Origin of the sequence: Burkholderia pyrrocinia (assembly GCF_018417535.1) — a bacterium.
Classification (GTDB): Bacteria; Pseudomonadota; Gammaproteobacteria; order Burkholderiales; family Burkholderiaceae; genus Burkholderia; species Burkholderia pyrrocinia_E.
This window is the reverse complement of record NZ_CP070977.1, coordinates 2,409,421-2,430,558: the sequence shown is the minus strand read 5'-3', so window position 1 is coordinate 2,430,558 and position 21,138 is coordinate 2,409,421. Positions and strand designations below refer to the sequence as shown.

Below are 21,138 nucleotides of genomic sequence, written 5' to 3'. Positions count from 1 at the left end.
ATTGAAGGCGATCGGCTGACGGCGAGCTTGCGGCGCCTGTCGGACGGCTGTCCGACGGCCGGCCCGCGCGCGGGCGACACGATTTTTCGTGGACGCGATGCACGACCGATCGTGTGCGTTCTTGCACAAATCGACCGCAGATTTGCGAAAAATCACGATCATGCAAGAAACGCATAATCGAATAAGCAAACGGCATTGGATAAAAAAAACGGGTTTTTCGACAATGTGCGCACCTGTTGACCGTTGGAGCATCCATGTCTTCGCAATTGCAGTCCATCCCGTCCTACCTGCACGCCGACGATCTCGGCCCGTGGGGCAACTATCTTCAGCAAGTCGATCGCGTCGCGCCGTACCTCGGCTCGCTGTCGCGCTGGCTCGAAACGCTGAAGCGTCCGAAGCGCATCCTGATCGTCGATGTGCCCATCGAGCTCGACAACGGTACCGTCGCGCACTTCGAAGGCTATCGCGTGCAGCACAACGTGTCGCGCGGCCCGGGCAAGGGCGGCGTGCGCTACCACCAGGACGTGACGCTGTCGGAAGTGATGGCACTGTCCGCATGGATGTCCGTGAAGAACGCAGCAGTGAACGTGCCGTACGGCGGTGCGAAGGGCGGCATCCGCGTCGACCCGCGCAAGCTGTCGCGCGGTGAGCTCGAGCGCGTGACGCGCCGCTACACCAGCGAAATCGGCATCATCATCGGCCCGAACACCGACATTCCGGCGCCGGACGTCAACACCAACGAACAGGTGATGGCGTGGATGATGGACACCTTCTCGATGAACCAGGGCCAGACGTCGACCGGCGTCGTGACCGGCAAGCCGATCGCGCTCGGCGGCTCGCTCGGCCGCAAGGAAGCGACGGGCCGCGGCGTGTTCGTCGTCGGCTGCGAAGCGGCGAAGAAGAAGGGCCTCGAGATCGAAGGCGCGCGCATCGCGGTGCAGGGCTTCGGCAACGTCGGCGGCATCGCGGCGAAGCTGTTCCAGGAAGCGGGTTCGAAGGTGATCGCGGTGCAGGATCACACGGGCACGATCTACCAGCCGGCCGGCCTCGATTCGAACAAGCTGCTCGACCACGTCGCACGCACGGGCGGCGTCGCGGGCTTCGAAGGCGCGGAGCCGATGCCGAACGACGAGTTCTGGACGGTCGAGACCGACATCCTGATCCCGGCGGCACTGGAAAACCAGATCACCGAGAAGAACGCAGCGAAGATCCGCACGAAGATCATCGTCGAAGGCGCGAACGGCCCGACGACGACGGCGGCGGACGACATCCTGAGCGCGAACGGCGTGCTCGTGATCCCCGACGTGATCGCGAACGCGGGCGGCGTGACCGTGTCGTACTTCGAATGGGTGCAGGATTTCTCGAGCTTCTTCTGGACGGAAGACGAGATCAACCACCGTCTCGAGCGCGTGATGCGCGAAGCGTTCGCCGGCGTGTGGGCGATCGCGGAAGAGCACAAGGTGACGGTGCGTACGGCGGCGTTCATCGTCGCGTGCAAGCGCATCCTGATGGCGCGCGAAATGCGTGGCCTCTACCCCTGATCGTTGACTATGATCAAGCCATGACGCAATCCATCCGGTTGCGTACATGAACCCTCGCGGGCGGTGCCGAATCCGGTGCCGCCCGCGCGCGCATTGGGGCGCGGAAAGGGTGCCCGGAGCCGGGAGGAAGGCTTCGCACAGGGCGATTCGTAGTTCGGTAAACAACCAGTACTTTCAAAAATATTACTTTGATACACTGGCGCGGGTTTTAGCCAAGGAGATGACCAAAATGAAATACCACAAGGCAGTCCTGATGGTCGCGGCGCTCTGCGCGTTCGCAAGCGGCGCGCATGCTCAGGAGACGGGCACGCTGAAGAAGATCAAGGACACGGGCGTGATCGCGCTGGGCCACCGCGAATCGTCGATTCCGTTCTCCTACTACGACCAGAGCCAGCAGGTGGTCGGCTATTCGCGCGAATTCCAGCTGAAGGTGGTCGACGCGGTGAAGAAGAAGCTGAACCTGCCGAACCTGCAGGTGAAGAACATCCCGGTCACGTCGCAGAACCGCATTCCGCTGGTGCAGAACGGCACGGTCGACATCGAGTGCGGCTCGACGACCAACAACACCGAGCGTCAGCAGCAAGCCGCGTTCTCCGACACGATCTTCGTGATCGGCACGCGCCTGATGACGAAGAAGGATTCGGGCGTCAAGGATTTCGCGGACCTGAAGGGCAAGACGGTCGTGACCACCGCCGGCACGACGTCCGAGCGCCTGCTGCGCAAGATGAACAACGACAAGCAACTCGGCATGAACATCATCAGCGCGAAGGATCACGGCGATTCGTTCAACACGCTGGAATCGGGCCGCGCGGTCGCGTTCATGATGGATGACGCGCTGCTCGCGGGCGAGCGCGCGAAGGCGAAGCAGCCGGGCGAGTGGGTGATCGTCGGCACGCCGCAATCGGAAGAAGCGTACGGCTGCATGATGCGCAAGGGCGATACGGACTTCAAGAAGGTCGTCGACGACGCGATCTCGCAAGTCGAGAAGTCGGGCGAAGCCGCGAAGATCTACGCGAAGTGGTTCGAGAATCCGATCCCGCCGAAGGGGCTGAACCTGAACTTCCCGCTGTCCGATTCGATGAAGAAGCTGTACGCGAACCCGAACGACAAGGCGCTCGACTGACCACACGGCCGTTGATGCAGAAATGACGCTAATGAGACGGAAGAGGCCACGCTTCTTCCGTCTCTTTTTGCTGGAGTCTTGCCATGTCTTACCACTGGAACTGGGGCATCTTCCTGAGCCCCGTGTCGACCGGCGAGCCGACGACTTATTTCGGATGGCTGATGTCCGGCTTCCGGGTGACGCTCGAAGTGTCGCTCGCCGCCTGGGTCATCGCGCTGATCGTCGGTTCGCTGTTCGGCGTGCTCCGCACGGTGCCGAACAAATGGCTGTCCGCGCTCGCCACCGTGTACGTGTCGGTCTTCCGGAACATTCCGCTGATCGTGCAGTTCTTCGTCTGGTATCTCGTGATACCCGAACTGCTGCCCGCATCGATCGGCACCTGGATCAAGCAGTTGCCGCCCGGCACGCAGTTCTTTACCGCGTCGATCGTCTGTCTCGGCCTGTTCACGGGTGCGCGCGTGTGCGAACAGGTGCGCTCGGGGATCAACGCGCTGCCGAAGGGCCAGCGCGCCGCCGGCCTCGCGATGGGCTTCACGCAATGGCAGACGTACCGCTACGTGCTGCTGCCCGTGGCATACCGGATCATCGTGCCGCCGCTCACGTCGGAATTCCTGAACATCTTCAAGAACTCCGCCGTCGCGTCGACGATCGGCCTGCTCGACCTGTCCGCGCAGGCGCGCCAGCTCGTCGACTACACCGCGCAGACCTATGAGTCGTTCATCGCGGTCACGCTCGCGTATGTGCTGATCAACCTCGTCGTGATGGCGCTCATGCGCTGGATCGAAGGCCGTACGCGGCTGCCCGGCTATATCGGAGGCAAGTGATGCATCAGTTCGACTGGAGTAGTATTCCCGGCGCGCTGCCGACGCTGTGGACAGGTGCGATCGTCACGCTGCAGATCACGCTGATCGCGATCGTCATCGGGATCGTCTGGGGCACGCTGCTGGCGCTGATGCGGATGTCGGGCGTCAAGCCGCTCGCGTGGTTCGCACAGGCCTACGTGACGGTGTTCCGCTCGATCCCGCTCGTGATGGTGCTGCTGTGGTTCTTCCTGATCGTGCCGCAGTTGCTGCAGGGCGTGCTCGGGTTGTCGCCGACGATCGACATCCGCCTCGCATCGGCGATGGTCGCGTTCTCGCTGTTCGAGGCCGCGTATTATTCCGAAATCATCCGCGCCGGCATCCAGTCCGTGCCGCGCGGGCAGGTGAATGCCGCGTTCGCACTCGGCATGAACTACGCGCACGCAATGCGCCTCGTGATCCTGCCGCAGGCGTTCCGCGCGATGGTGCCGCTGCTGCTCACGCAGGCGATCGTCCTGTTCCAGGATACGTCGCTCGTGTACGTGATCAGTCTCGCGGACTTCTTCCGCACGGCCGCCAACGTCGGCGATCGCGACGGCACGACCGTCGAGATGGTCCTGTTCGCCGGCGCATGCTATTTCGTGATTTGCTCGTTGGCGTCTGTTCTCGTCAAGAGTCTCCAGAAAAAGGTCACACGATGATTTCCATCAAGAACGTTTCCAAGTGGTACGGCCAGTTTCAGGTTCTCACCGACTGCACGACCGAGGTCAAGAAAGGCGAAGTGGTCGTCGTGTGCGGCCCGTCGGGCTCCGGCAAGTCGACGCTGATCAAGACCGTCAACGGCCTCGAGCCGTTCCAGCAGGGCGAGATCCTCGTGAACGGCCAGTCGGTCGGCGACAAGAAGACGAACCTGTCGAAGCTGCGCTCGAAGGTCGGGATGGTGTTCCAGCATTTCGAGCTGTTCCCGCACCTGTCGATCACCGAGAACCTGACGCTCGCGCAGATCAAGGTGCTCGGCCGCGGCAAGGACGAAGCGGCCGACAAGGGCATGAAGCTGCTCGATCGCGTCGGCCTGAAGGCGCATGCGCACAAGTTTCCAGGCCAGCTGTCGGGCGGCCAGCAGCAGCGTGTCGCGATCGCGCGCGCGCTGTCGATGGACCCGATCGCGATGCTGTTCGACGAACCGACGTCCGCGCTCGATCCCGAGATGATCAACGAAGTGCTCGACGTGATGGTCGAACTCGCGCAGGAAGGGATGACGATGATGGTCGTCACGCACGAGATGGGCTTCGCGAAGAAGGTCGCGCATCGCGTGATCTTCATGGACAAGGGCGCGATCGTCGAGGACGACCGCAAGGAAGAGTTCTTCGCGAACCCGAAGTCGGATCGCGCGAAGGACTTCCTCGCGAAGATCCTGCACTGAGCGTTCGCGCACTGCGTGCGCTTCGCCCGTCAATGCGAAACCGCCCGGCCGCGCGCCGGGCGGTTTTTTTTTGTCCGCCGTTACCAGCTGTACCGGTAGCCGACCTGCCCGACGATGCCGCGCCGGTACGCACCGCCGATGTTGCGCGCGATCTTCGCGTTCGCGTACAGCTCGCCCGACTTGCCGAAGCCCGCGGTCACGCCGACGCCGAGCTCGTACCACGTGCGGCCGAGATGCGTCGCGAACGGCGTGCCGCCGACGACGGTCTGGCCCGGCGACAGGAAGTCGTGCAGCACGTCGGCCGTGAAGTACGGCGTCGCGGCGCCGCCGCCCGAGTTCGCCTCGAGGTTCGGCCGGAAGATGCGCACGCCGACGCGGCCGCGCAACGCGTTCGTCGTCGTGCCCGACACGGCCGACACGTTGTCGTTGAATCCGTTGAGCTTCAGGTACTGATACATCAGTTGCGCCTGCGGCTCGATCGCGATCGGCGTGCCGCCGATGCCGAACGGTTTGCCGACCTCCTGCGACAGCGCGATGCCGAAGCCGTTCTGCGATGCCTCGTTGCCGTAGCTGTCGCGATAGCGGTTGCCGTAGTGCGTGACCTGCCCGACGCTGTCGAAGTACGTGCCGTCGGACAGGTAGCGCGTCCAGTAGCCGCCGACGCTCTGCGCGTGCATCTCGACCGAGCCCGTCGACGTCGACAGGTTCTGCGAGTCGGCGCGCGCCATGTCGCTGAAGCTCGCGTTCGACACGCCGATGCTGGCCGTCACGCCCGCATGCGTGCTGCTGCCGCCGGGCGCCTGGTCGAGCGTCCAGTCCTTGCCGAACTGCGCGAAGAAGGTGCGCTCGTCGGCCGCGAAGCGGCCCGCGTTCGCATCGAGGCTCTGGCCGCCGATGCGCCCCCACACGCCGTCGCGGTTGCCGGGCTGCTGCTTCGCGAGGTTGTAGATGTCGCCGACGCGCTCGTGCAGCTTGCCGAGCGTCGAGAAGCCGTAGTCGGCGTTCAGGAGCGGCGTCAGCGCATAACCCGAGACACCCGGACGGTACGCGAGCGTGCCGCCGCTGCCGTTCCCGTTGCCGTCGCCGCCGCCGCCGCCGGACGGGTGGATCGGGTCGCCGGGGTCCGTCGGATCGAGTTGCGAACGCAGGTACCAGCCGTTCGCGTCGCCTTGCCCGCCGCGATAGAGCCGGTATTCGTACGCGCCGGCCTGTACCGGGCCCGCGAGATGGAACGCCGACGCGGTGGTCGTGCCGCCGTTGGCCGTGACGACCACGGGAATCCCGTCGCCGGTCGTCTGCGCGCCGGTGCCGGCCGTGTTGGCGATCTTCAGGCCGGTCGTGCCGCTCGCGGCGCCGCCGTTCACGATCAGCCGGTCGGTCGGCGATGCATCGGCGCCGAGATACGTGTTGAGCGCGATCGTGCCGCCGTTGCCGACGTAGCTGCCGGTCGTCAGCGTCTTGTAGCTGCCGGTGAGCGTCGGCGAGCCGGCCGGCGCGGCGAACGCGACCAGGCCCGCGTTGGTCAGGCTGCTCAGCACCGAGCTGCCCGTCATGCGCCACGTGCTCGTGCCGTCGATCGTCAGCGCGACCGGGTCGATCCTGCCGGTCAGCGTCGTGCCGTTCGCGAGGAACACGTTGCCGGTGCTCGATGCGTCGGAGACGATGTCGCCCGCGAGGTTCACCGCCGATGCGTTGAAGGTCGCGTTGCTGCCGTTCGTGAGATTGAGCAGCGTACCGTTGCCGGCCGTCACGACCGTGCCGTTGCGCACCGCGATGTCGGCCGTGCCGCCGCGCGCGGCGAATGCCGGCCCGGCGGCCGACGTCACGCTGCCGCCGTCGACGAGCACCGAGTTCGTCGCGCCGTTCGCGAGCGTATCGGATGTCAGCACGCCGGCCGTCGCGCCCTTGAGCGCCGTGCCGGTCAACGCGAGCACGCCGCCGCTGTCCGCGGTCGCGCCGTTGCCGGCGACGCTGGCGATCGACGATCCGGTATCGCCGATGCGCCCGCCGTTGCGCGCGACGACGCCGTCGGCCGCGGCCCCCGACGCGGTGACTTTCGCGCCCGACAGCAGCGCCGTCGCGCCGCCGTCCATGACGATCGCATGCGCGCCGGCGCCCGTCGTCGCGACGGTCGTGCCGTTGGCCGCGAGCGTCGAATCCGCGCCCGAAACGAACAGGCCGCGCGCGTTGGCGCCGGCGGTGCGGACGACCGTTGCCGCGTCGGTCGCGATGTGCGCGCCCGCGCCGGTCGACGCGAGGCCGTCGGCGCCGTTGCCGGTGGTCGCGACCTGGGTGCCGGACAACGCGATCGCCGTGTTCGTGCCGAGGTTGCGGATCCCGTTGCCGGAGCCGCCGACCGCGATCGACGTCGCGCCGGCCGCGAGCCCGCCGCCCGATACGGTCGAGTCGATCAGCACGCCGTCGGCGGTGCCGTTCGCGACGACGGTGCCCGCGCCCGACAGCGCGACCGATGCGCCGTCGCCCGTCAGGCGCACGCCCGCGACGCCGTCGTCGGCTTCGATCGAGCCCGTGTTGGTGAGCGTCGCCGACGCACCCTGCACGAGCGCGCCGGTGCCGTCGGAGACGCGGATCGTCGACGCGTTGTTCACCGTGCCGAGGATGCCGGCCACGACGCCCGTCGAGCCGGCGCCCGTCAGCAGTACCGTGTCGCGATTCTCGAGCGTGCCGAGGTTTTGCGCGACGAAGCCCGTCACGCCGGCCGTCGACGACGTGACCGCGGCGTCGTTGGTCAGCGTCGTCGCGACCGGCGCGCCGGCATTCGCGCCGGTGAGGTCGTGCGCCTGGCCGTCGACGACGCCCGCGATCGCGCCGGCCGCGTTCAGGTTGATCGTCGCGCCCGCGTCGATCGCGCCCTTCGCGCCGCCTTCGACCGCGATCGCGATGCCGTTCGCGCCGTTCACGTTGTAGATCGCGTTGCCGGTCGACAGCGTGGTGCCGGCGTCGGTCGCGAGCACGCCGTGCGCACGCTGGCCGTTGACGTCGGTCGTCAGCGCGCCGGCCGCCGACGCGCCCGTGTAGGCCGCTCCGCCCGCGACACGGAACAGCGTCGAGTCGTCGGTGTCGACGTTGAGGCGCTGCGCGGCGACGTTGATCTTCGAGCCCGCGCCGTATGCGTAGAAGCCGATCTGGTTCGTGCCGGACATGAAGGCCGGCACCGCGTTGGCGCCGACGTCGATCGTCGCGCCCGAGCGCGCGTGTACGCCGATCGCGCCGGTGCCCGTCAGGTTGAGCGCGCCGTCGAGCGTGGCTTTCGCGAGCGGTCCTTCGGCCCAGACGCCGTAGTTGCGCGTGCCCGATGCGGGATCGAGGCCGCCGGCCACGTTGATCGTGCCGGTCGACGTCGCGGCCGTCGCGTTCGTGCCGGTCCCGACGACCATGATGCCGATGCCGTTCACGCCATTCAGCGTGATCGTGCCGGTGTTGGTCACGGTCGCGGCGCTATCGGCCGCGAGCATGCCGACGTTCGCGAGCGGCGTGCCGGGCGCCGCGCCGTTGACGACGATCGATCCCGCGTTGGTCAGCGTGCCGGACGACGAGCCGATGCTCGCCAGCGCGGCGCCGTTCTGCGTCTGCGAGCCGATCACGATCGTGCCGAGGTTGCTCGCGGTGCCGGACGCGCCGAGCAGGATGCCGTACGCATGCGCGGACAGCGCGACGTCGTTCGCGGCCTCCGGCGATGCGGCATCGTACTGGGCCGCGCGGCCGAGGTAGATCGTGCCGCCGGCTTCGTTCGTGAAGCGGCCGCCGGCGACGAGGCCGCCGATCACCTGGCTGTCGAGCGTCGTTGCGTTGACGCCGACGTTGATCGTGCCGGCGTTCGATGCGCTCGCACCGTTCGTCACGGCCACCGCGTAGTTCTGCAGGTCCGGGCGCGTGCTGTTGAAGGTCCACGCGCCGACGTTCATCACGCCATTGTTGACGAACGTCGTGCCGGCGCCGTTCGCGTATACGCCGTTGCCCTCGGTGTAGGCGTTGAGGCTGAAGTTATAGGGGAGCGCGGCGCCGCCCGTATTGAAGTTGTCGCCGGCGGCGTAGCCGGACGAGATCACGCCATTGTTGACGCCGCTCGAGCCGGTCAGCAGGCGCACGAGCGTGAAGTCACCCGACAGGCGTCCGTCGTTGACGAAGTGCGCGCCGTTTTCCGCGAGGACCGCCGAGCTCGAGTCGATCGAATAGGCGCCGCGGAAGTCGATCTGGCCTTCCTTGCCGATGTGCAGCGTCGCGTTTGCGCCCGTGCCGTGCATCACCGACAGATAGTCCATCGGCAGCGCATTCTTGTCGCCCGGCGACACGTTGTTCGCATACTCGAAGGATTGCTTGGAGAGCGTGACGGCCTGGCCGAACGCATGGTCGTAGGCCGCCTGCGAGCCGAGCGCACCGTTCTGGACCGAACGCACGAGAAAGTTGTTGTACGCGGCGAGCGACGCGGCGTCGGTGACGGTCCATGTGCTGCCGTCGAACGCGGTGAAGGTGCCCGCATAGGCCGGCACGTCGAGCAGGACATGGCCGACCGGGCCGCCGCTCGCGAGATAGTCGTCGGTGCCGAGCCAGATCTCGTTGCGCGAATTCCAGTTGACGACGCTTTTCGCCGAGCCGGTGCCGTCCGCGAAGGTCAGGTCGGTCTGCTTCGGCGCGATCGTGATGGCGTTGCCGGCCGCCGTGGGCGCGTTCGACGAATTGCCGATCGACACATCGAGGGCGCCGCCCGAGTTCTCGACCGTGCCGATCCGCGTGTTCACGTACTGGTTGCCGTTCACGTCATGGTAGACAGGCACGTTGGTCGAGCCCGCGTTCGACGCAACGAACGCGGACGAGTCGTAGGTGGCGACCGACGTGTGGCCGCCCGTGATCGAGTCGGGGGTACCGACACTCTGCGTCTTGCCCCCGAGCGACAGCAGCGGCTGATTCGGGTTGCCGGAAATGATGGACGTGTTGCCGAGCGGCGTCAGCGTATAGCCCATGTCGCCGGTCGCGCCGGTCCATGCACCCGTCACGCCGACCGTGTCGCCGCCCGACACGATGGTTGCGCCGGCCAGGTTGTCGTTGACGGTCGGGCTGAAACTGCCGAGCGCGCAGGTGCCGCCGCTCGCGACGGCCGCGCCGCTGCCGCAGGTCGATGCATACGCGGAGCCTGCCGACAGCGCGGCCAGCGCGGCGCCGAGCGCCACGACGCGAAGCGGCGACCGGCGAGCTGTCATGTGTGCGGCACCGCGGCTTGCGCCGGATGCGCTGCCCGAACGCTTGCCGCGCGCCCGTGTCGTTTCCGCAACCGCGATCCAGCAGCCGGCGGTTTCGCTCCATATCGATCGAAATGAGTGATTCACGACAAGCCCCTCTCTCTTTATTTGAAGTGGTATTCACCGCGCTGCAGTGAAATCGCAATCCGCGGTGGAGCAATGGCCTGAATGGACGTGCGGCGGCTGTGGCCGTTTCTGTGCCAATCGTGATTCGTTACACCGAGGATGAATGGAGTCTAATGATCGGAGGGGTGGCCGATTATCAAAAAAATAACGAATGTGGCGATAATGCCGATTTTGTTCGGTATTTTTTGATTGTGTGATGAATCGAACTGAAAGCTATAGTGGGTAAGGGTTTTGGCGATTTTATCGGCGTGAGTCCGTGATTGCCGGATCGGTGGGGTGGCGCACGGTTTGCATCGGGGTGGTGCGTTATAATGCGGTTTCCGGATTATATATGCTCCGGATTGTCTGGTTTATTTGTTTCGGATTTGAATTATTTTCGCTTGGAAATTAATAAAATCAAGCGAATGTTGTGTGATGTCGATTCGAAATGCCGGAATGTGGCCCGGATGAAACGGAATCGGCATGCGGCAGCGGCAAGCGATTTACTCCGGCAATGAAAATCGTCGCATCGCGTGCGCACGAAATCGCCCGCGACGATCGAACGCTGCGGGCGACGGCCTTGCCGTGCGGGAAATGGAAAGCGGGAAGTGCGCCGGCGCGCCGCGCTCAGAAGTCGATCGCGTCGTCGGAATCGACGTCGGCGGCGGTGGCGAGCGCTTCGCGAGCAGCGCGCGGCGCCGAGGCCGACGCGTCGAGCGCCGGATTGCGCAGCTTCTCGAGCACGCGCTCGGGCACCGGGATCTGCATCCGTGCGGCGACGTCGCCGCACTGGAACATGATCAGCTCGCCCGGCTCGAACGCGGTCCAGACCTCGTTGTCGGTGAGCGGCTGCGTCGCGATCACCGCGACGCGATCCTCGGGCGTCGTGTATTTCGCGAAGTCGATCGACAGGTCCTCGTCGACGAGATGCGCGGTCGAGAACGGCCAGCGCCGCACGAGATAGTGCAGCCGCGTCGAGCAGTGCGCGAAGAGCGCCTGGCCGTTCGACATCAGGAAGTTGAACACGCCGTGATCGGTGATGCCGCGCGTCAGCTCGCCGACGCGCTCGAACAGTTCGGGCAGCGGCGGCTGCGCACCGGGAAATGCCTCGCGCAGCCCCTGCATCAGCACGCAGAACGCCTGTTCGCTGTCGGTCGTGCCGACCGGGTGGTAGACGCTGCCGTCCATGTTCGGCGCATAGTCCTGCAGGTCGCCGTTATGCGCGAAGATCCAGTGCCGGCCCCACAGCTCGCGCATGAACGGATGGCTGTTCTCGAGCAGGATGTGGCCTTGCGTCGCCTTGCGGATGTGCGCGATCGTGTTCTTGGACTTGATCGGGTAGCGCTTCACCATCTCGGCGATCGGCGAGGTGGCCGATGCCTGGTGATCGATGAACAGGCGGCAGGCCTTGTCTTCGAAGAAGGCGATGCCCCAGCCGTCGGCATGGTGATCGGTGAGCCCGCCCCGGGCCGCGAAACCTGTGAAGGAGAATGTGACGTCCGTCGGCGCGGCGCAGTTCATTCCTAGGAGTTGGCACATTTTACTTGGGGCGGCAGGCTGAAGCGGGGTAACGACGGGGTAACGAACCGGGCGAACCCCGGTACAATGCGGCTTCTAGCATATCACCGAGCCCTGAGCGGTAAAAAGCGGATTCCGCTGACCGGAGGCCTCGTGTTGCGGTTTGCCGTCAGTCGGACCGCGCACGCGCGTTCCGGCCCCGCCGATGGCCGGCCCGTTCCTCACGACGCCTCCTATGACTGCCTCGAACGCTTCCTCCCCGGCGACGCTTTCGCTCGCCCGTCCCGACGACTGGCACCTGCACCTGCGAGACGGCGACATGCTGGCCGCCGTGCTGCCGCACACCGCGCGCCAGTTCGGCCGCGCGATCGTCATGCCGAACCTGAAGCCGCCGGTCACGACCACCGCACAGGCGCAGGGCTATCGCGAGCGTATCCTCGCCGCGCTGCCGGCCGGGATGGCGTTCGAACCGCTGATGACGCTGTACCTGACCGACAACACGCCGCCCGACGAGATCCGCCGCGCGCGCGAAAGCGGCTTCGTGCACGGCGTGAAGCTGTATCCGGCAGGCGCAACGACGAATTCCGACCACGGTGTCACCGATCTCGCGAAATGCGCGAAGACGCTCGAGGCGATGCAGGAAACCGGCATGCCGCTGCTCGTGCACGGCGAGGTGACCGATGCGTCGATCGACCTGTTCGACCGCGAGAAGGTCTTCATCGACCGCGTGATGACGCCGCTGCGCCGCGATTTCCCGGGCCTGAAGGTCGTGTTCGAGCACATCACGACGAAGGATGCTGCCGACTACGTGCGCGACGCCGACGCGGCGCCGGGCCTGCTCGGCGCGACGATCACCGCGCATCACCTGCTGTACAACCGCAACGCGCTGTTCGTCGGCGGAATTCGCCCGCATTACTACTGCCTGCCGGTGCTGAAGCGCGAGACGCATCGCGTCGCGCTGGTCGAGGCCGCGACGTCGGGCAACCCGCGCTTCTTCCTCGGTACCGACAGTGCGCCGCATGCGCGCGACGCGAAGGAAACCGCGTGCGGCTGCGCAGGCTGCTACACGGCGCTGCATGCGCTCGAACTGTATGCGGAAGCGTTCGACCACGCCGGCGCGCTCGACAAGCTGGAAGGCTTCGCGAGCTTCTTCGGCGCCGATTTCTACGGGCTGCCGCGCAGCGCCGAGACGGTCACGCTGCGCCGCGAGGCGTGGGAACTGCCGCACGAGATCTTCGCGGGCGACACGCCGGTCGTGCCGCTGCGCGGCGGCGAGACGATCGGCTGGAAACTCGCGTAACCGGCGCGCCGCCGCGCGAAGCCGGCCACGCGGCCGGCAGCGGGTCGGCGGATTTCGCGCGGATCGACTGGTCCGCGCCGTGGCTTGCGCAGTACGCAGAGCCGGGTCGCGCCGCGCAGGCGGCCGCACGGGCGGGCGATGCCGCGCTGCGCGACGCGCTGAACGGCGCATTGCGTGACGGCGGGCGCGTCAGCGGTCGCGGCAGGCCGCTGCGGTTCGTGCCGCAGGCCGAGCTGCGGCCCGGTGTCGCGTATGAGGCCCATATCGCCGACACCGGCGGCGTGCCGACTCGCCACAATCTTCACGACTTCTTCAATGCGCTCGTCTGGTTCGCGTATCCGCGCATCAAGGCCGCGTTGAACGCGCGCCAGGCCGCCGCGATCGACGCGGCGGGCGGCGTCGGGCCCGTGCGCGGCACGCTGCGCGATGCGCTCACGCTGTTCGACGAGAATGCCGCGCTGTTCATGACCGCCGACCGTGCGCTCGCCGATGCACTGCGCGGCTTCGACTGGCCGCGGCTGCTGGTCGCCGCGCGCGCTGCGTGGGGCACGCGCTGCGAAGCGCGGCTCGTCGGCCATGCGCTGCTCGAGAAGCTCGTCGCGCCTTACAAGTCCTGCACCGCGCACACGTGGATCGTCGAAGTGAGCGCCGACTATTTTTCGTGGCCCGACGCGCAACGCATCGCGCATGTCGATGCGCGTGTCGCCGCCGAACTTGCGACGCGCGAGTTGACGAGCCGCGATTTCTCGCCGCTGCCGGTGCTCGGCGTGCCGGGCTGGTGCGACGCGAATGCCGACGCCGCGTTCTACGACGATCCGGCGGTATTTCGCAGCGGCCGCCGCACGCGCACAGCCGGCGGCGGCGCGCAGTGCTAGAATGCGCGTCGCAAAGCAGGCTAGGCAGTCGCGGCCTCGCCGCCTTCGGGCGCGCGGGGGCGAGGAAAGTCCGGACTCCACAGGGCAGGGTGATGGCTAACGGCCATCCGTGGCGACACGCGGAACAGGGCAACAGAAAGCAAACCGCCGATGGCCCGGCGCAAGCCGGGATCAGGTAAGGGTGAAACGGTGCGGTAAGAGCGCACCGCGGCGACGGCGACGTTCGCCGGCACGGTAACCTCCACCCGGAGCAATTCCAAGTAGGCAGGCGCGCATCTTCGGATGCAGGATGGGGCCCCCGTCTCGTCTGCGGGTAGGAAGCTTGAGCGCGTCAGCAATGGCGCGCCTAGAGGAATGGCTGCCACGCACTGTGTGCTTCGGCGCGCAGCGTGCACAGAATCCGGCTTATCGGCCTGCTTTGCCATTCGAATGCGAAAGGGCCGGCGTCTCCTGGCGGAGCGCCGGCCCTTTTTTCCTGCGCGCGCCGTGCGCTCAGGCGGCGACGATGTCGAACGAATGCGTGAGTTCGGCCGTCTTCGCGATCATGATCGACGCGGAGCAGTACTTGTCGTGCGACAGGTTGATCGCGCGCTCGACCGTGGCCGGGTTCAGGTTGCGGCCGGTAACGGTGAAGTGGAAGTGCACCTTCGTGAACACCTTCGGGTCTTCGCTCGCGCGCTCGGCCTTCAGCGTGACCGAGCAGCCGGTGACTTCCTGGCGGCTCTTCTTCAGGATCAGCACGACGTCATAGGCCGTGCAGCCGCCGGTGCCGAGCAGCACCATTTCCATCGGGCGCGGCGCGAGGTTATGGCCGCCGCCTTCGGGCGCGCCGTCCATCGTGACGAGATGCCCGCTTCCGGTCTGGGCGGAAAACGCCATGCCGTCCTGACCCATCCAGCTTACTTTGCATTCCATGCTTGTACTCCAGCGTTGCCTGATTCGGATTCGATCCGGCATTGTAGCCCGCAGTGCTTCGGTCGGCTGATGCGGTGCACGACGTGTAACGCCGGAGCCGCGCGCACGGCGCGCAACAGCGTGCCGAACGGCAATTTTCTTGCTGTTTTTAGGGGTTTTACTCTAGAGGCGAGCTATTTCCGCTCGCCTGGGTTGGGTTCAAGTGACTGATTTTAAAGAGGAAATAATTTTTTCCAGTCAATCTCCTGAAATTTCGCATTATGGTGTGTGATTTCGTAATGCAAATTTTCTTGTGGACTTAGCGGCGCGTTCGTATAATGAGCCTCATTGGTTGTCGCGCTGCGGCAACCTCCGAATGTCTCCTCCACCCTCCTCCTATGGTGGATTAAGCCCGAACCAGCCGTTCGGGCTTTTTTTCGTCTCATGCAAACATCGGCGCGCGGCTTGCGTGCCCCGAGATCGTCACGCGGGCTGTCGCGCGACCGGCTGCGAAGTCGCGTCGGGCGGCGTGCCGTGCGAGCGTGCGTCGGGTGCCGGCGCGCGGACGGCCGACGCATGGCCGTGGCCGCGCGCGCAGAAGTGGCGGACGCGTTCGCGCACCGCGCGCAGGCGGGCGACGCGATCCTCGGCATGGGCGGTCCGGGCTTCGGCAATGCGCGCATCGAGCGCGTCGAGCTTGGCTTCGCAGCCGGCCTGAGCGGCGACGGCAGGCGCCGCGGCGGCCAGCAGCGCGGCCGCGAAGAAGGGCGTGAGTCGTTGTTTCATCATGCTTGTTTGTTGTTTTCCGTGTTCGGCCGGTCTGGCGCGGCAAGGTCATGTGCCGCGCGTCGATGGGTGCCTCCCCGGGCGCTCGGTTCGCCTGGTTTGTCGGGCACGACCGGATTTTGGCCCATTTCGGGCGCCACGGACACGGGACGTGGATTCCCTTTGACCGCTTCGCCGTATTTCCTTTATAATTCAGGGCTTTTCCGCATTCATGCCCACGGAAAAAGAACAGGGAGAGCCTGCACCGCGCCTCGAAGCGCACACAGACAAGCAGGAAGAACACATCGGGCAAAGCATTTTTTTTGGATCGATCATGAAGACGTTTTCCGCAAAAGCCCATGAGGTGACGCGCGAATGGTACGTGATTGACGCGACGGATAAGGTTCTCGGCCGTGTTGCCAGCGAAGTGGCACGCCGTCTGCGCGGCAAGCACAAGCCTGAGTTCACCCCGCACGTCGACACTGGTGATTTCATCATCATCATCAACGCGAGCAAGTTGAAGGTCACGGGCAACAAGACGCTGGACAAGAAGTACTACCGTCACTCGGGTTACCCGGGCGGTATCTATGAAACGACGTTCGGCAAGATGCAGGAACGCTTCCCGGGCCGTGCGCTCGAGAAGGCGGTCAAGGGCATGCTGCCGAAGGGCCCGCTCGGCTACGCGATGATCAAGAAGCTGAAGGTCTACGCAGAAGCGACGCATCCGCATTCGGCTCAACAGCCGAAGGCGCTCGAGATCTAAGGGGACCCACATGATCGGTAACTGGAACTACGGTACGGGCCGCCGCAAGAGCGCAGTCGCACGTGTCTTCATCAAGGCTGGCAAGGGCGACATCGTCGTCAACGGCAAGCCCATCGCTGACTACTTCTCGCGCGAAACGTCGCTGATGATCGTGCGTCAACCGCTGGAACTCACGAACCACGGCCAGACGTTCGACATCAAGGTGAACGTGACGGGCGGCGGCGAAACGGGTCAGGCAGGCGCAGTGCGCCACGGCATCACCCGTGCACTGATCGACTACGATGCGACGCTGAAGCCGTCGCTGTCGAGCGCAGGCTTCGTGACGCGCGATGCGCGTGAAGTCGAGCGTAAGAAGGTCGGTCTGCGCAAGGCACGCCGCGCCAAGCAGTTCTCGAAGCGTTAATTCCGCTTCATGGCCGCGCCGCTTCCGGGCGGCGTTCGCCGGAAAAACCGCCAGCTTTCGCGCTGGCGGTTTTTTTATGCCCGCTGCCAGGCCCGCGCTGCGGCGGCTCGCACGGGCAGGTTTGATGAAATCGACAAGAACCTATTGATTTCATGGACTTCAGCACGATCTTCTGATCGGCCCTACAATAGCGGCTAAAGCTTTTTGGAGAGTTCGCAATGAACGCTGTTACCGAATCCGCAGCAACGACGACCGAAATGCCGCTTCCGTTCGTCTTCACCGACGCCGCGGCCGACAAGGTCAAGCAACTGATCGACGAAGAGGGCAATCCCGACCTGAAGCTGCGCGTGTTCGTGCAGGGTGGCGGCTGCTCCGGCTTCCAGTATGGCTTCACGTTCGACGAGGAAGTCAACGAGGACGACACCGTGATGAACAAGAACGGCGTCCAGCTCCTGATCGACTCGATGAGCTACCAGTACCTGGTCGGTGCCGAGATCGACTACAAGGACGACATCAACGGCGCCCAGTTCGTGATCAAGAACCCGAACGCGACCACCACCTGCGGGTGCGGCTCGTCGTTCTCGGTCTGAGCGTACGGCAGATCCGCGCCGGTTCGCCGGAATGAAAAACGGGGCTTCATGCCCCGTTTTTTTATGCCCGTGCGTGGCACCCGCCGCGCGGCAGCTATCGCGTCAGCGCGGGTAGAGCGCGCCGAGCACGCGGTTGCCGGGCGCACCGGTGACCGTCGCGAGATTGCCGGGCTGGCGCGCGGTGAAGCGGTACGCGAGCCACGCGAACGCGAGCGCCTCGACCTGTTGCGGCGGCACGCCGAGCGCGGCCGTCGTATCGACTGTGGCCGGCACGCCGGCCTCGCGCAGCGCATGCCGGAGCGCGTCGAGCAGCACCGGATTGCGCGCACCGCCGCCGCACACGAAGACGGCCTTGCAGCCGGGTGCGTGCTGCGCGATCTCGCGTGCGACCGAGACGGCGGTGAGCACCGTGAGGGTCGCCTGCACGTCCTGCGGCGCGACCTGCGCGAACGCGGCGAGCTTCGCGTCGAGCCATGCGGGATTGAACAGGTCGCGTCCGGTGCTTTTCGGCGGCGGCGCGGTGAAATACGGTTCGTCGAGCAGTGCTTCGAGCAGCGGCGCGTGCACGGTGCCGCGCGCGGCGAACTTGCCGCCGTCGTCGTACGGCTTGCCGAGATGGCGGGTCGCCCACGCATCGATCAGCGCATTCGCGGGGCCGCAGTCGAAGCCGCGCACGTCGCCGCCTTCGCCGGGCAGGATCGTGATGTTGCTGATCCCGCCGAGGTTGCAGACGACGCGCGTCTCGCCCGGCGCACCGAACACCGTCGCATGAAACGCCGGTGCGAGCGGCGCGCCGTGGCCGCCGGCGGCCACATCGCGGCTGCGGAAATCGGCGATCACATCGACCTGGGTCAGCTCCGCGAGCAGCGCCGGGTTGTTGAGTTGCCGCGTATAGCCGCGCTCGGGGCGATGGCGCACCGTCTGGCCGTGCACGCCGATCGCGCGGATCTCGTCGCGCGACAGCCCGGCGGTGCGCTGCAATTCGTGGCAACACACCGCGTAGCGCGTGACGAGCGCGTTTGCCGCGAGCGATTCGCGGTCGATCTCGTTGTCGCCGGGCTGCTGCAGCGCGAACAGCGCGTCGCGCAGCGATTGCGCGAAGCCGACGAACGCTTCCGCGAGCACGGCCGGCGCCTTGCCGGCCTCGAAGCGCACGGCGACACCGTCGACGCCGTCCATGCTGGTTCCCGACATCAGCCCGAAGTAGATGCCGTCGGCCGGATGGACGTTTTGCGGCTGTCGTTGCGGCACGTTGGGTTCTCCTGGATCGTACGGCGCGGGCCCGTGCCGCGCACCTTGCGCCCGATTATCCGCGCAACGTGACGCGCCGTTAAGCGATGCGCGCGCAAGTTATGGGAAAATCCCTGTTTTTGCGACATTCTTCCTGGCACCAATGAGCACCGAACCCAGTTCCAAGCCCGTTTTCCCGATCACCGACGAAGTCCGGCATGCGCTCGCCGTCACGAAGCGCGGCGTCGACGAGCTGCTGATCGAGGAAGAGTTCGCGCAGAAGCTCGCGCGCAGCGCGGCCACCGGCACGCCGCTTCGCATCAAGCTCGGCCTCGACCCGACCGCGCCCGACATCCACATCGGCCATACGGTCGTGCTGAACAAGATGCGTCAGCTTCAGGACCTCGGCCACACGGTGATCTTCCTGATCGGCGATTTCACGTCGCTGATCGGCGATCCGTCGGGCCGCAACGCGACGCGCCCGCCGCTCACGCGCGAGCAGATCGAGTCGAACGCGAAGACCTACTTCGAGCAGGCCGCACTCGTGCTCGATCGCGAAAAGACCGAGATCCGCTACAACAGCGAATGGTCGATGCCGCTCGGCGCGGACGGGATGATCAAGCTCGCGTCGCGCTACACGGTCGCGCGGATCCTCGAGCGCGAGGATTTCACGAAGCGTTTCCAGGGCGGCGTGCCGATCTCGATCCACGAATTCCTGTACCCGCTGATGCAGGGCTACGATTCGGTCGCGCTGAACGCCGATCTCGAACTCGGCGGCACCGACCAGAAGTTCAACCTGCTGGTCGGCCGCGAACTGCAGAAGCAGTACGGCCAGGAACAGCAGTGCATCCTGACGATGCCGCTGCTCGAGGGTCTCGACGGCGTCGAGAAGATGTCGAAGTCGAAGGGCAACTACGTCGGCATCAGCGAGAAGCCGACCGACATGTTCGGCAAGCTGATGAGCATCTCGGACTCGCTGATGTGGCGTTACTTCGAGCTGCTGTCGTTCCGCAGCCTCGACGAGATCGCCGGCTTCAGGCGCGAGGCCGAAGGCGGCCGCAACCCGCGCGACTTCAAGGTGCTGCTCGCGCAGGAAATCGTCGCGCGGTTCCACTCGCAGCCCGACGCCGAGCGTGCGCTCGAAGACTTCAACCACCGCGCGAAGGGCGGCGTGCCGGACGATATTCCGTCGGTCACGCTCGCCGGCGCGCCGCTCGCGATCGGCCAGTTGCTGAAGCAGGCCGGCCTCGTGCCGTCGACGAGCGAGGCGCTGCGCAACATCGAGCAGGGCGGCGTGAAGATCGACGGCGCGACCGTGTCGGACAAGGGCCTGAAGGTCGAGGCCGGCGAGTTCGTCGTGCAGGTCGGCAAGCGCCGCTTCGCGCGCGTCACGCTGACCGCATGATCGCGCTGATCCAGCGCGTGAAGCGCGCCGACGTGCGCGTCGGCGACCGCACGACGGGCGAGATCGGCGCGGGCCTGCTCGCGCTGGTCTGCGCGGAGCGCGGCGACACCGACGCGGCGGCCGACAAGTTGCTCGCGAAGCTGCTCGGCTACCGCGTGTTCAGCGACGCGGCCGGCAAGATGAACCTTCCGGTGTCGAATATCGACGGTGCGGGCCGCGCAGGCGGCCTGCTGCTCGTGTCGCAGTTCACGCTGGCGGCCGATACCAACAGCGGGCTGCGCCCGAGCTTCACGCCGGCCGCGCCGCCCGACGAAGGCGCGCGGCTGTTCGACTATTTCGTCGCGGCCGCGCGGGCGCGCCATCCCGTCGTCGAGACGGGCGAGTTCGGCGCCGACATGCAGGTGTCGCTCGTCAACGACGGCCCTGTCACGTTCTGGCTGCAAGTGCGGCCCTGATGCTTCCCCGGAGACGTCCCGCGATGGCCACCACGCAGATTCTTTTCATTCGCCATGGCGAGACGGCCTGGAACCGCATCAAGCGCATCCAGGGCCATATCGACATCCCGCTGGCCGACACGGGTCTCGCGCAGGCGCAGCGGCTGGCCGCGCGGCTCGCGAGAGAGGCGCGCGATGGCGCACGGATGGACGCGGTCTATTCGAGCGACCTGATGCGCGCGCAGCAGACCGCGCAACCCTTTGCCGATGCGCTCGGGCTGCCGCTGCAGTTGCGGGACGGGTTGCGCGAACGCTCGTACGGCGCGTTCCAGGGGCACGACAGCACCGAGATCGAGGCGCTGTTTCCGGACGCGTACGCGGCCTGGCAGACGCGCGATCCGGGCTTCTCGCCGGAAGGCGGCGAGTCGCAGCGCGCGTTCTATCACCGCGTGCTGCATGCGCTCGAGCCGATCGTCGCCGCGCATTCGGGCGGCCGGATCGCGTGCGTCGCGCACGGCGGCGTGCTCGACTGCGTGTACCGTTTTGCGAACGGTCTCGATCTGTCGGCGCCGCGCAACTATCAGTTGCTCAACACCAGCATCAACGTCGTCGATTACGTGGATGGCCGCGCACAGGTCGTGCAGTGGGCCGACGTGTCGCATCTGGACGCCGCGAGCGACGACGATGACGGGTATCGCAAGGTACTCTAGG

The 21,138-nt window shown here is 66.1% G+C and carries 18 protein-coding genes and 1 other RNA gene; 14 read left to right on the top strand and 5 right to left on the bottom strand.

Features of this window, described 5'->3' with window-relative positions; all coding sequences use genetic code 11:
• Positions 1–254: 254 nt before the first annotated feature.
• The 5 genes from JYG32_RS11280 to JYG32_RS11260 all read left to right on the top strand — a co-directional run bounded on the left by JYG32_RS11280 (position 255) and on the right by JYG32_RS11260 (position 4,887).
• Positions 255–1,541: a Glu/Leu/Phe/Val family dehydrogenase gene (locus JYG32_RS11280; RefSeq protein ID WP_174384173.1), complete on the top strand. Its 1,287-nt coding sequence runs from the start codon at positions 255–257 to the stop codon at positions 1,539–1,541.
• A gap of 229 nt (positions 1,542–1,770) precedes the next feature.
• Complete coding sequence (locus JYG32_RS11275) at positions 1,771–2,664, top strand: glutamate/aspartate ABC transporter substrate-binding protein (protein ID WP_174384174.1); 894 nt, start codon at positions 1,771–1,773, stop codon at positions 2,662–2,664.
• A gap of 83 nt (positions 2,665–2,747) precedes the next feature.
• Positions 2,748–3,488, top strand: coding sequence for an amino acid ABC transporter permease (locus tag JYG32_RS11270; RefSeq protein WP_174384175.1), 741 nt, complete (start codon positions 2,748–2,750; stop codon positions 3,486–3,488).
• Complete coding sequence (gene gltK / locus JYG32_RS11265) at positions 3,488–4,165, top strand: glutamate/aspartate ABC transporter permease GltK (protein ID WP_174384176.1); 678 nt, start codon at positions 3,488–3,490, stop codon at positions 4,163–4,165. The genes JYG32_RS11270 and gltK overlap by 1 nt, the downstream gene beginning before the upstream one ends.
• Entirely contained in the window at positions 4,162–4,887 is a 726-nt protein-coding gene (locus JYG32_RS11260; RefSeq protein ID WP_174384177.1) for an amino acid ABC transporter ATP-binding protein, read from the top strand. Before gltK ends, JYG32_RS11260 begins: the two co-directional genes overlap by 4 nt.
• A gap of 80 nt (positions 4,888–4,967) precedes the next feature.
• On the opposite strand, the gene JYG32_RS11255 is transcribed toward JYG32_RS11260, so the two are convergent.
• Both JYG32_RS11255 and JYG32_RS11250 read right to left on the bottom strand, forming a co-directional pair.
• On the bottom strand, positions 4,968–10,232 hold the full coding sequence (locus tag JYG32_RS11255) for an autotransporter outer membrane beta-barrel domain-containing protein (protein WP_213263594.1): 5,265 nt from the start codon (positions 10,230–10,232) through the stop codon (positions 4,968–4,970).
• A 645-nt stretch (positions 10,233–10,877) separates the two neighbouring features.
• Positions 10,878–11,789 carry a class II glutamine amidotransferase gene (locus JYG32_RS11250; protein ID WP_174384306.1) on the bottom strand — a complete coding sequence of 304 codons (912 nt, stop codon included), beginning with the start codon at positions 11,787–11,789 and terminating at the stop codon, positions 10,878–10,880.
• Between the two features lie 214 nt (positions 11,790–12,003).
• Between JYG32_RS11250 and pyrC the strand changes: the two genes are divergently transcribed.
• From pyrC to rnpB, 3 genes are all read left to right on the top strand, one after another.
• Positions 12,004–13,068, top strand: a complete 1,065-nt coding sequence (pyrC, locus tag JYG32_RS11245; protein ID WP_213263593.1) for a dihydroorotase — start codon at positions 12,004–12,006, stop codon at positions 13,066–13,068.
• Entirely contained in the window at positions 13,053–13,943 is an 891-nt protein-coding gene (locus JYG32_RS11240) for a DUF3025 domain-containing protein (RefSeq protein WP_213265419.1), read from the top strand. The genes pyrC and JYG32_RS11240 overlap by 16 nt, the downstream gene beginning before the upstream one ends.
• A 12-nt stretch (positions 13,944–13,955) precedes the next feature.
• Positions 13,956–14,367, top strand: an RNA gene (gene rnpB / locus JYG32_RS11235) — RNase P RNA component class A.
• 68 nt (positions 14,368–14,435) lie between these two features.
• Here rnpB and JYG32_RS11230 read toward each other — a convergent pair.
• Complete coding sequence (locus tag JYG32_RS11230; RefSeq protein WP_213263592.1) at positions 14,436–14,900, bottom strand: OsmC family protein; 465 nt, start codon at positions 14,898–14,900, stop codon at positions 14,436–14,438.
• Between the two features lie 420 nt (positions 14,901–15,320).
• A complete protein-coding gene (locus tag JYG32_RS11225; protein WP_213263591.1) occupies positions 15,321–15,626 on the bottom strand; it encodes a DUF1090 family protein in 306 nt (101 codons plus the stop codon).
• 310 nt (positions 15,627–15,936) lie between these two features.
• On the opposite strand from JYG32_RS11225, the gene rplM reads away from it, so the two are divergent.
• The 3 genes from rplM to erpA all read left to right on the top strand — a co-directional run bounded on the left by rplM (position 15,937) and on the right by erpA (position 17,358).
• On the top strand, positions 15,937–16,365 hold the full coding sequence (gene rplM / locus JYG32_RS11220; RefSeq protein WP_009687896.1) for a 50S ribosomal protein L13: 429 nt from the start codon (positions 15,937–15,939) through the stop codon (positions 16,363–16,365).
• Between the two features lie 10 nt (positions 16,366–16,375).
• A complete protein-coding gene (gene rpsI / locus JYG32_RS11215) occupies positions 16,376–16,768 on the top strand; it encodes a 30S ribosomal protein S9 (protein ID WP_174383323.1) in 393 nt (130 codons plus the stop codon).
• 218 nt (positions 16,769–16,986) lie between these two features.
• Entirely contained in the window at positions 16,987–17,358 is a 372-nt protein-coding gene (erpA, locus tag JYG32_RS11210) for an iron-sulfur cluster insertion protein ErpA (protein ID WP_034182738.1), read from the top strand.
• A 102-nt stretch (positions 17,359–17,460) separates the two neighbouring features.
• On the opposite strand, the gene JYG32_RS11205 is transcribed toward erpA, so the two are convergent.
• Positions 17,461–18,609, bottom strand: coding sequence for an anhydro-N-acetylmuramic acid kinase (locus JYG32_RS11205; RefSeq protein WP_213263590.1), 1,149 nt, complete (start codon positions 18,607–18,609; stop codon positions 17,461–17,463).
• Between the two features lie 142 nt (positions 18,610–18,751).
• Between JYG32_RS11205 and tyrS the strand changes: the two genes are divergently transcribed.
• The 3 genes from tyrS to JYG32_RS11190 are packed head-to-tail and all read left to right on the top strand — an operon-like array spanning position 18,752 to position 21,137.
• Positions 18,752–19,993, top strand: a complete 1,242-nt coding sequence (tyrS, locus tag JYG32_RS11200) for a tyrosine--tRNA ligase (RefSeq protein WP_174383321.1) — start codon at positions 18,752–18,754, stop codon at positions 19,991–19,993.
• Positions 19,990–20,448: a D-aminoacyl-tRNA deacylase gene (gene dtd, locus JYG32_RS11195; RefSeq protein ID WP_174383320.1), complete on the top strand. Its 459-nt coding sequence runs from the start codon at positions 19,990–19,992 to the stop codon at positions 20,446–20,448. The genes tyrS and dtd overlap by 4 nt, the downstream gene beginning before the upstream one ends.
• Before the next feature lie 23 nt (positions 20,449–20,471).
• On the top strand, positions 20,472–21,137 hold the full coding sequence (locus JYG32_RS11190) for a histidine phosphatase family protein (RefSeq protein ID WP_213263589.1): 666 nt from the start codon (positions 20,472–20,474) through the stop codon (positions 21,135–21,137).
• Position 21,138 lies beyond the last annotated feature (1 nt).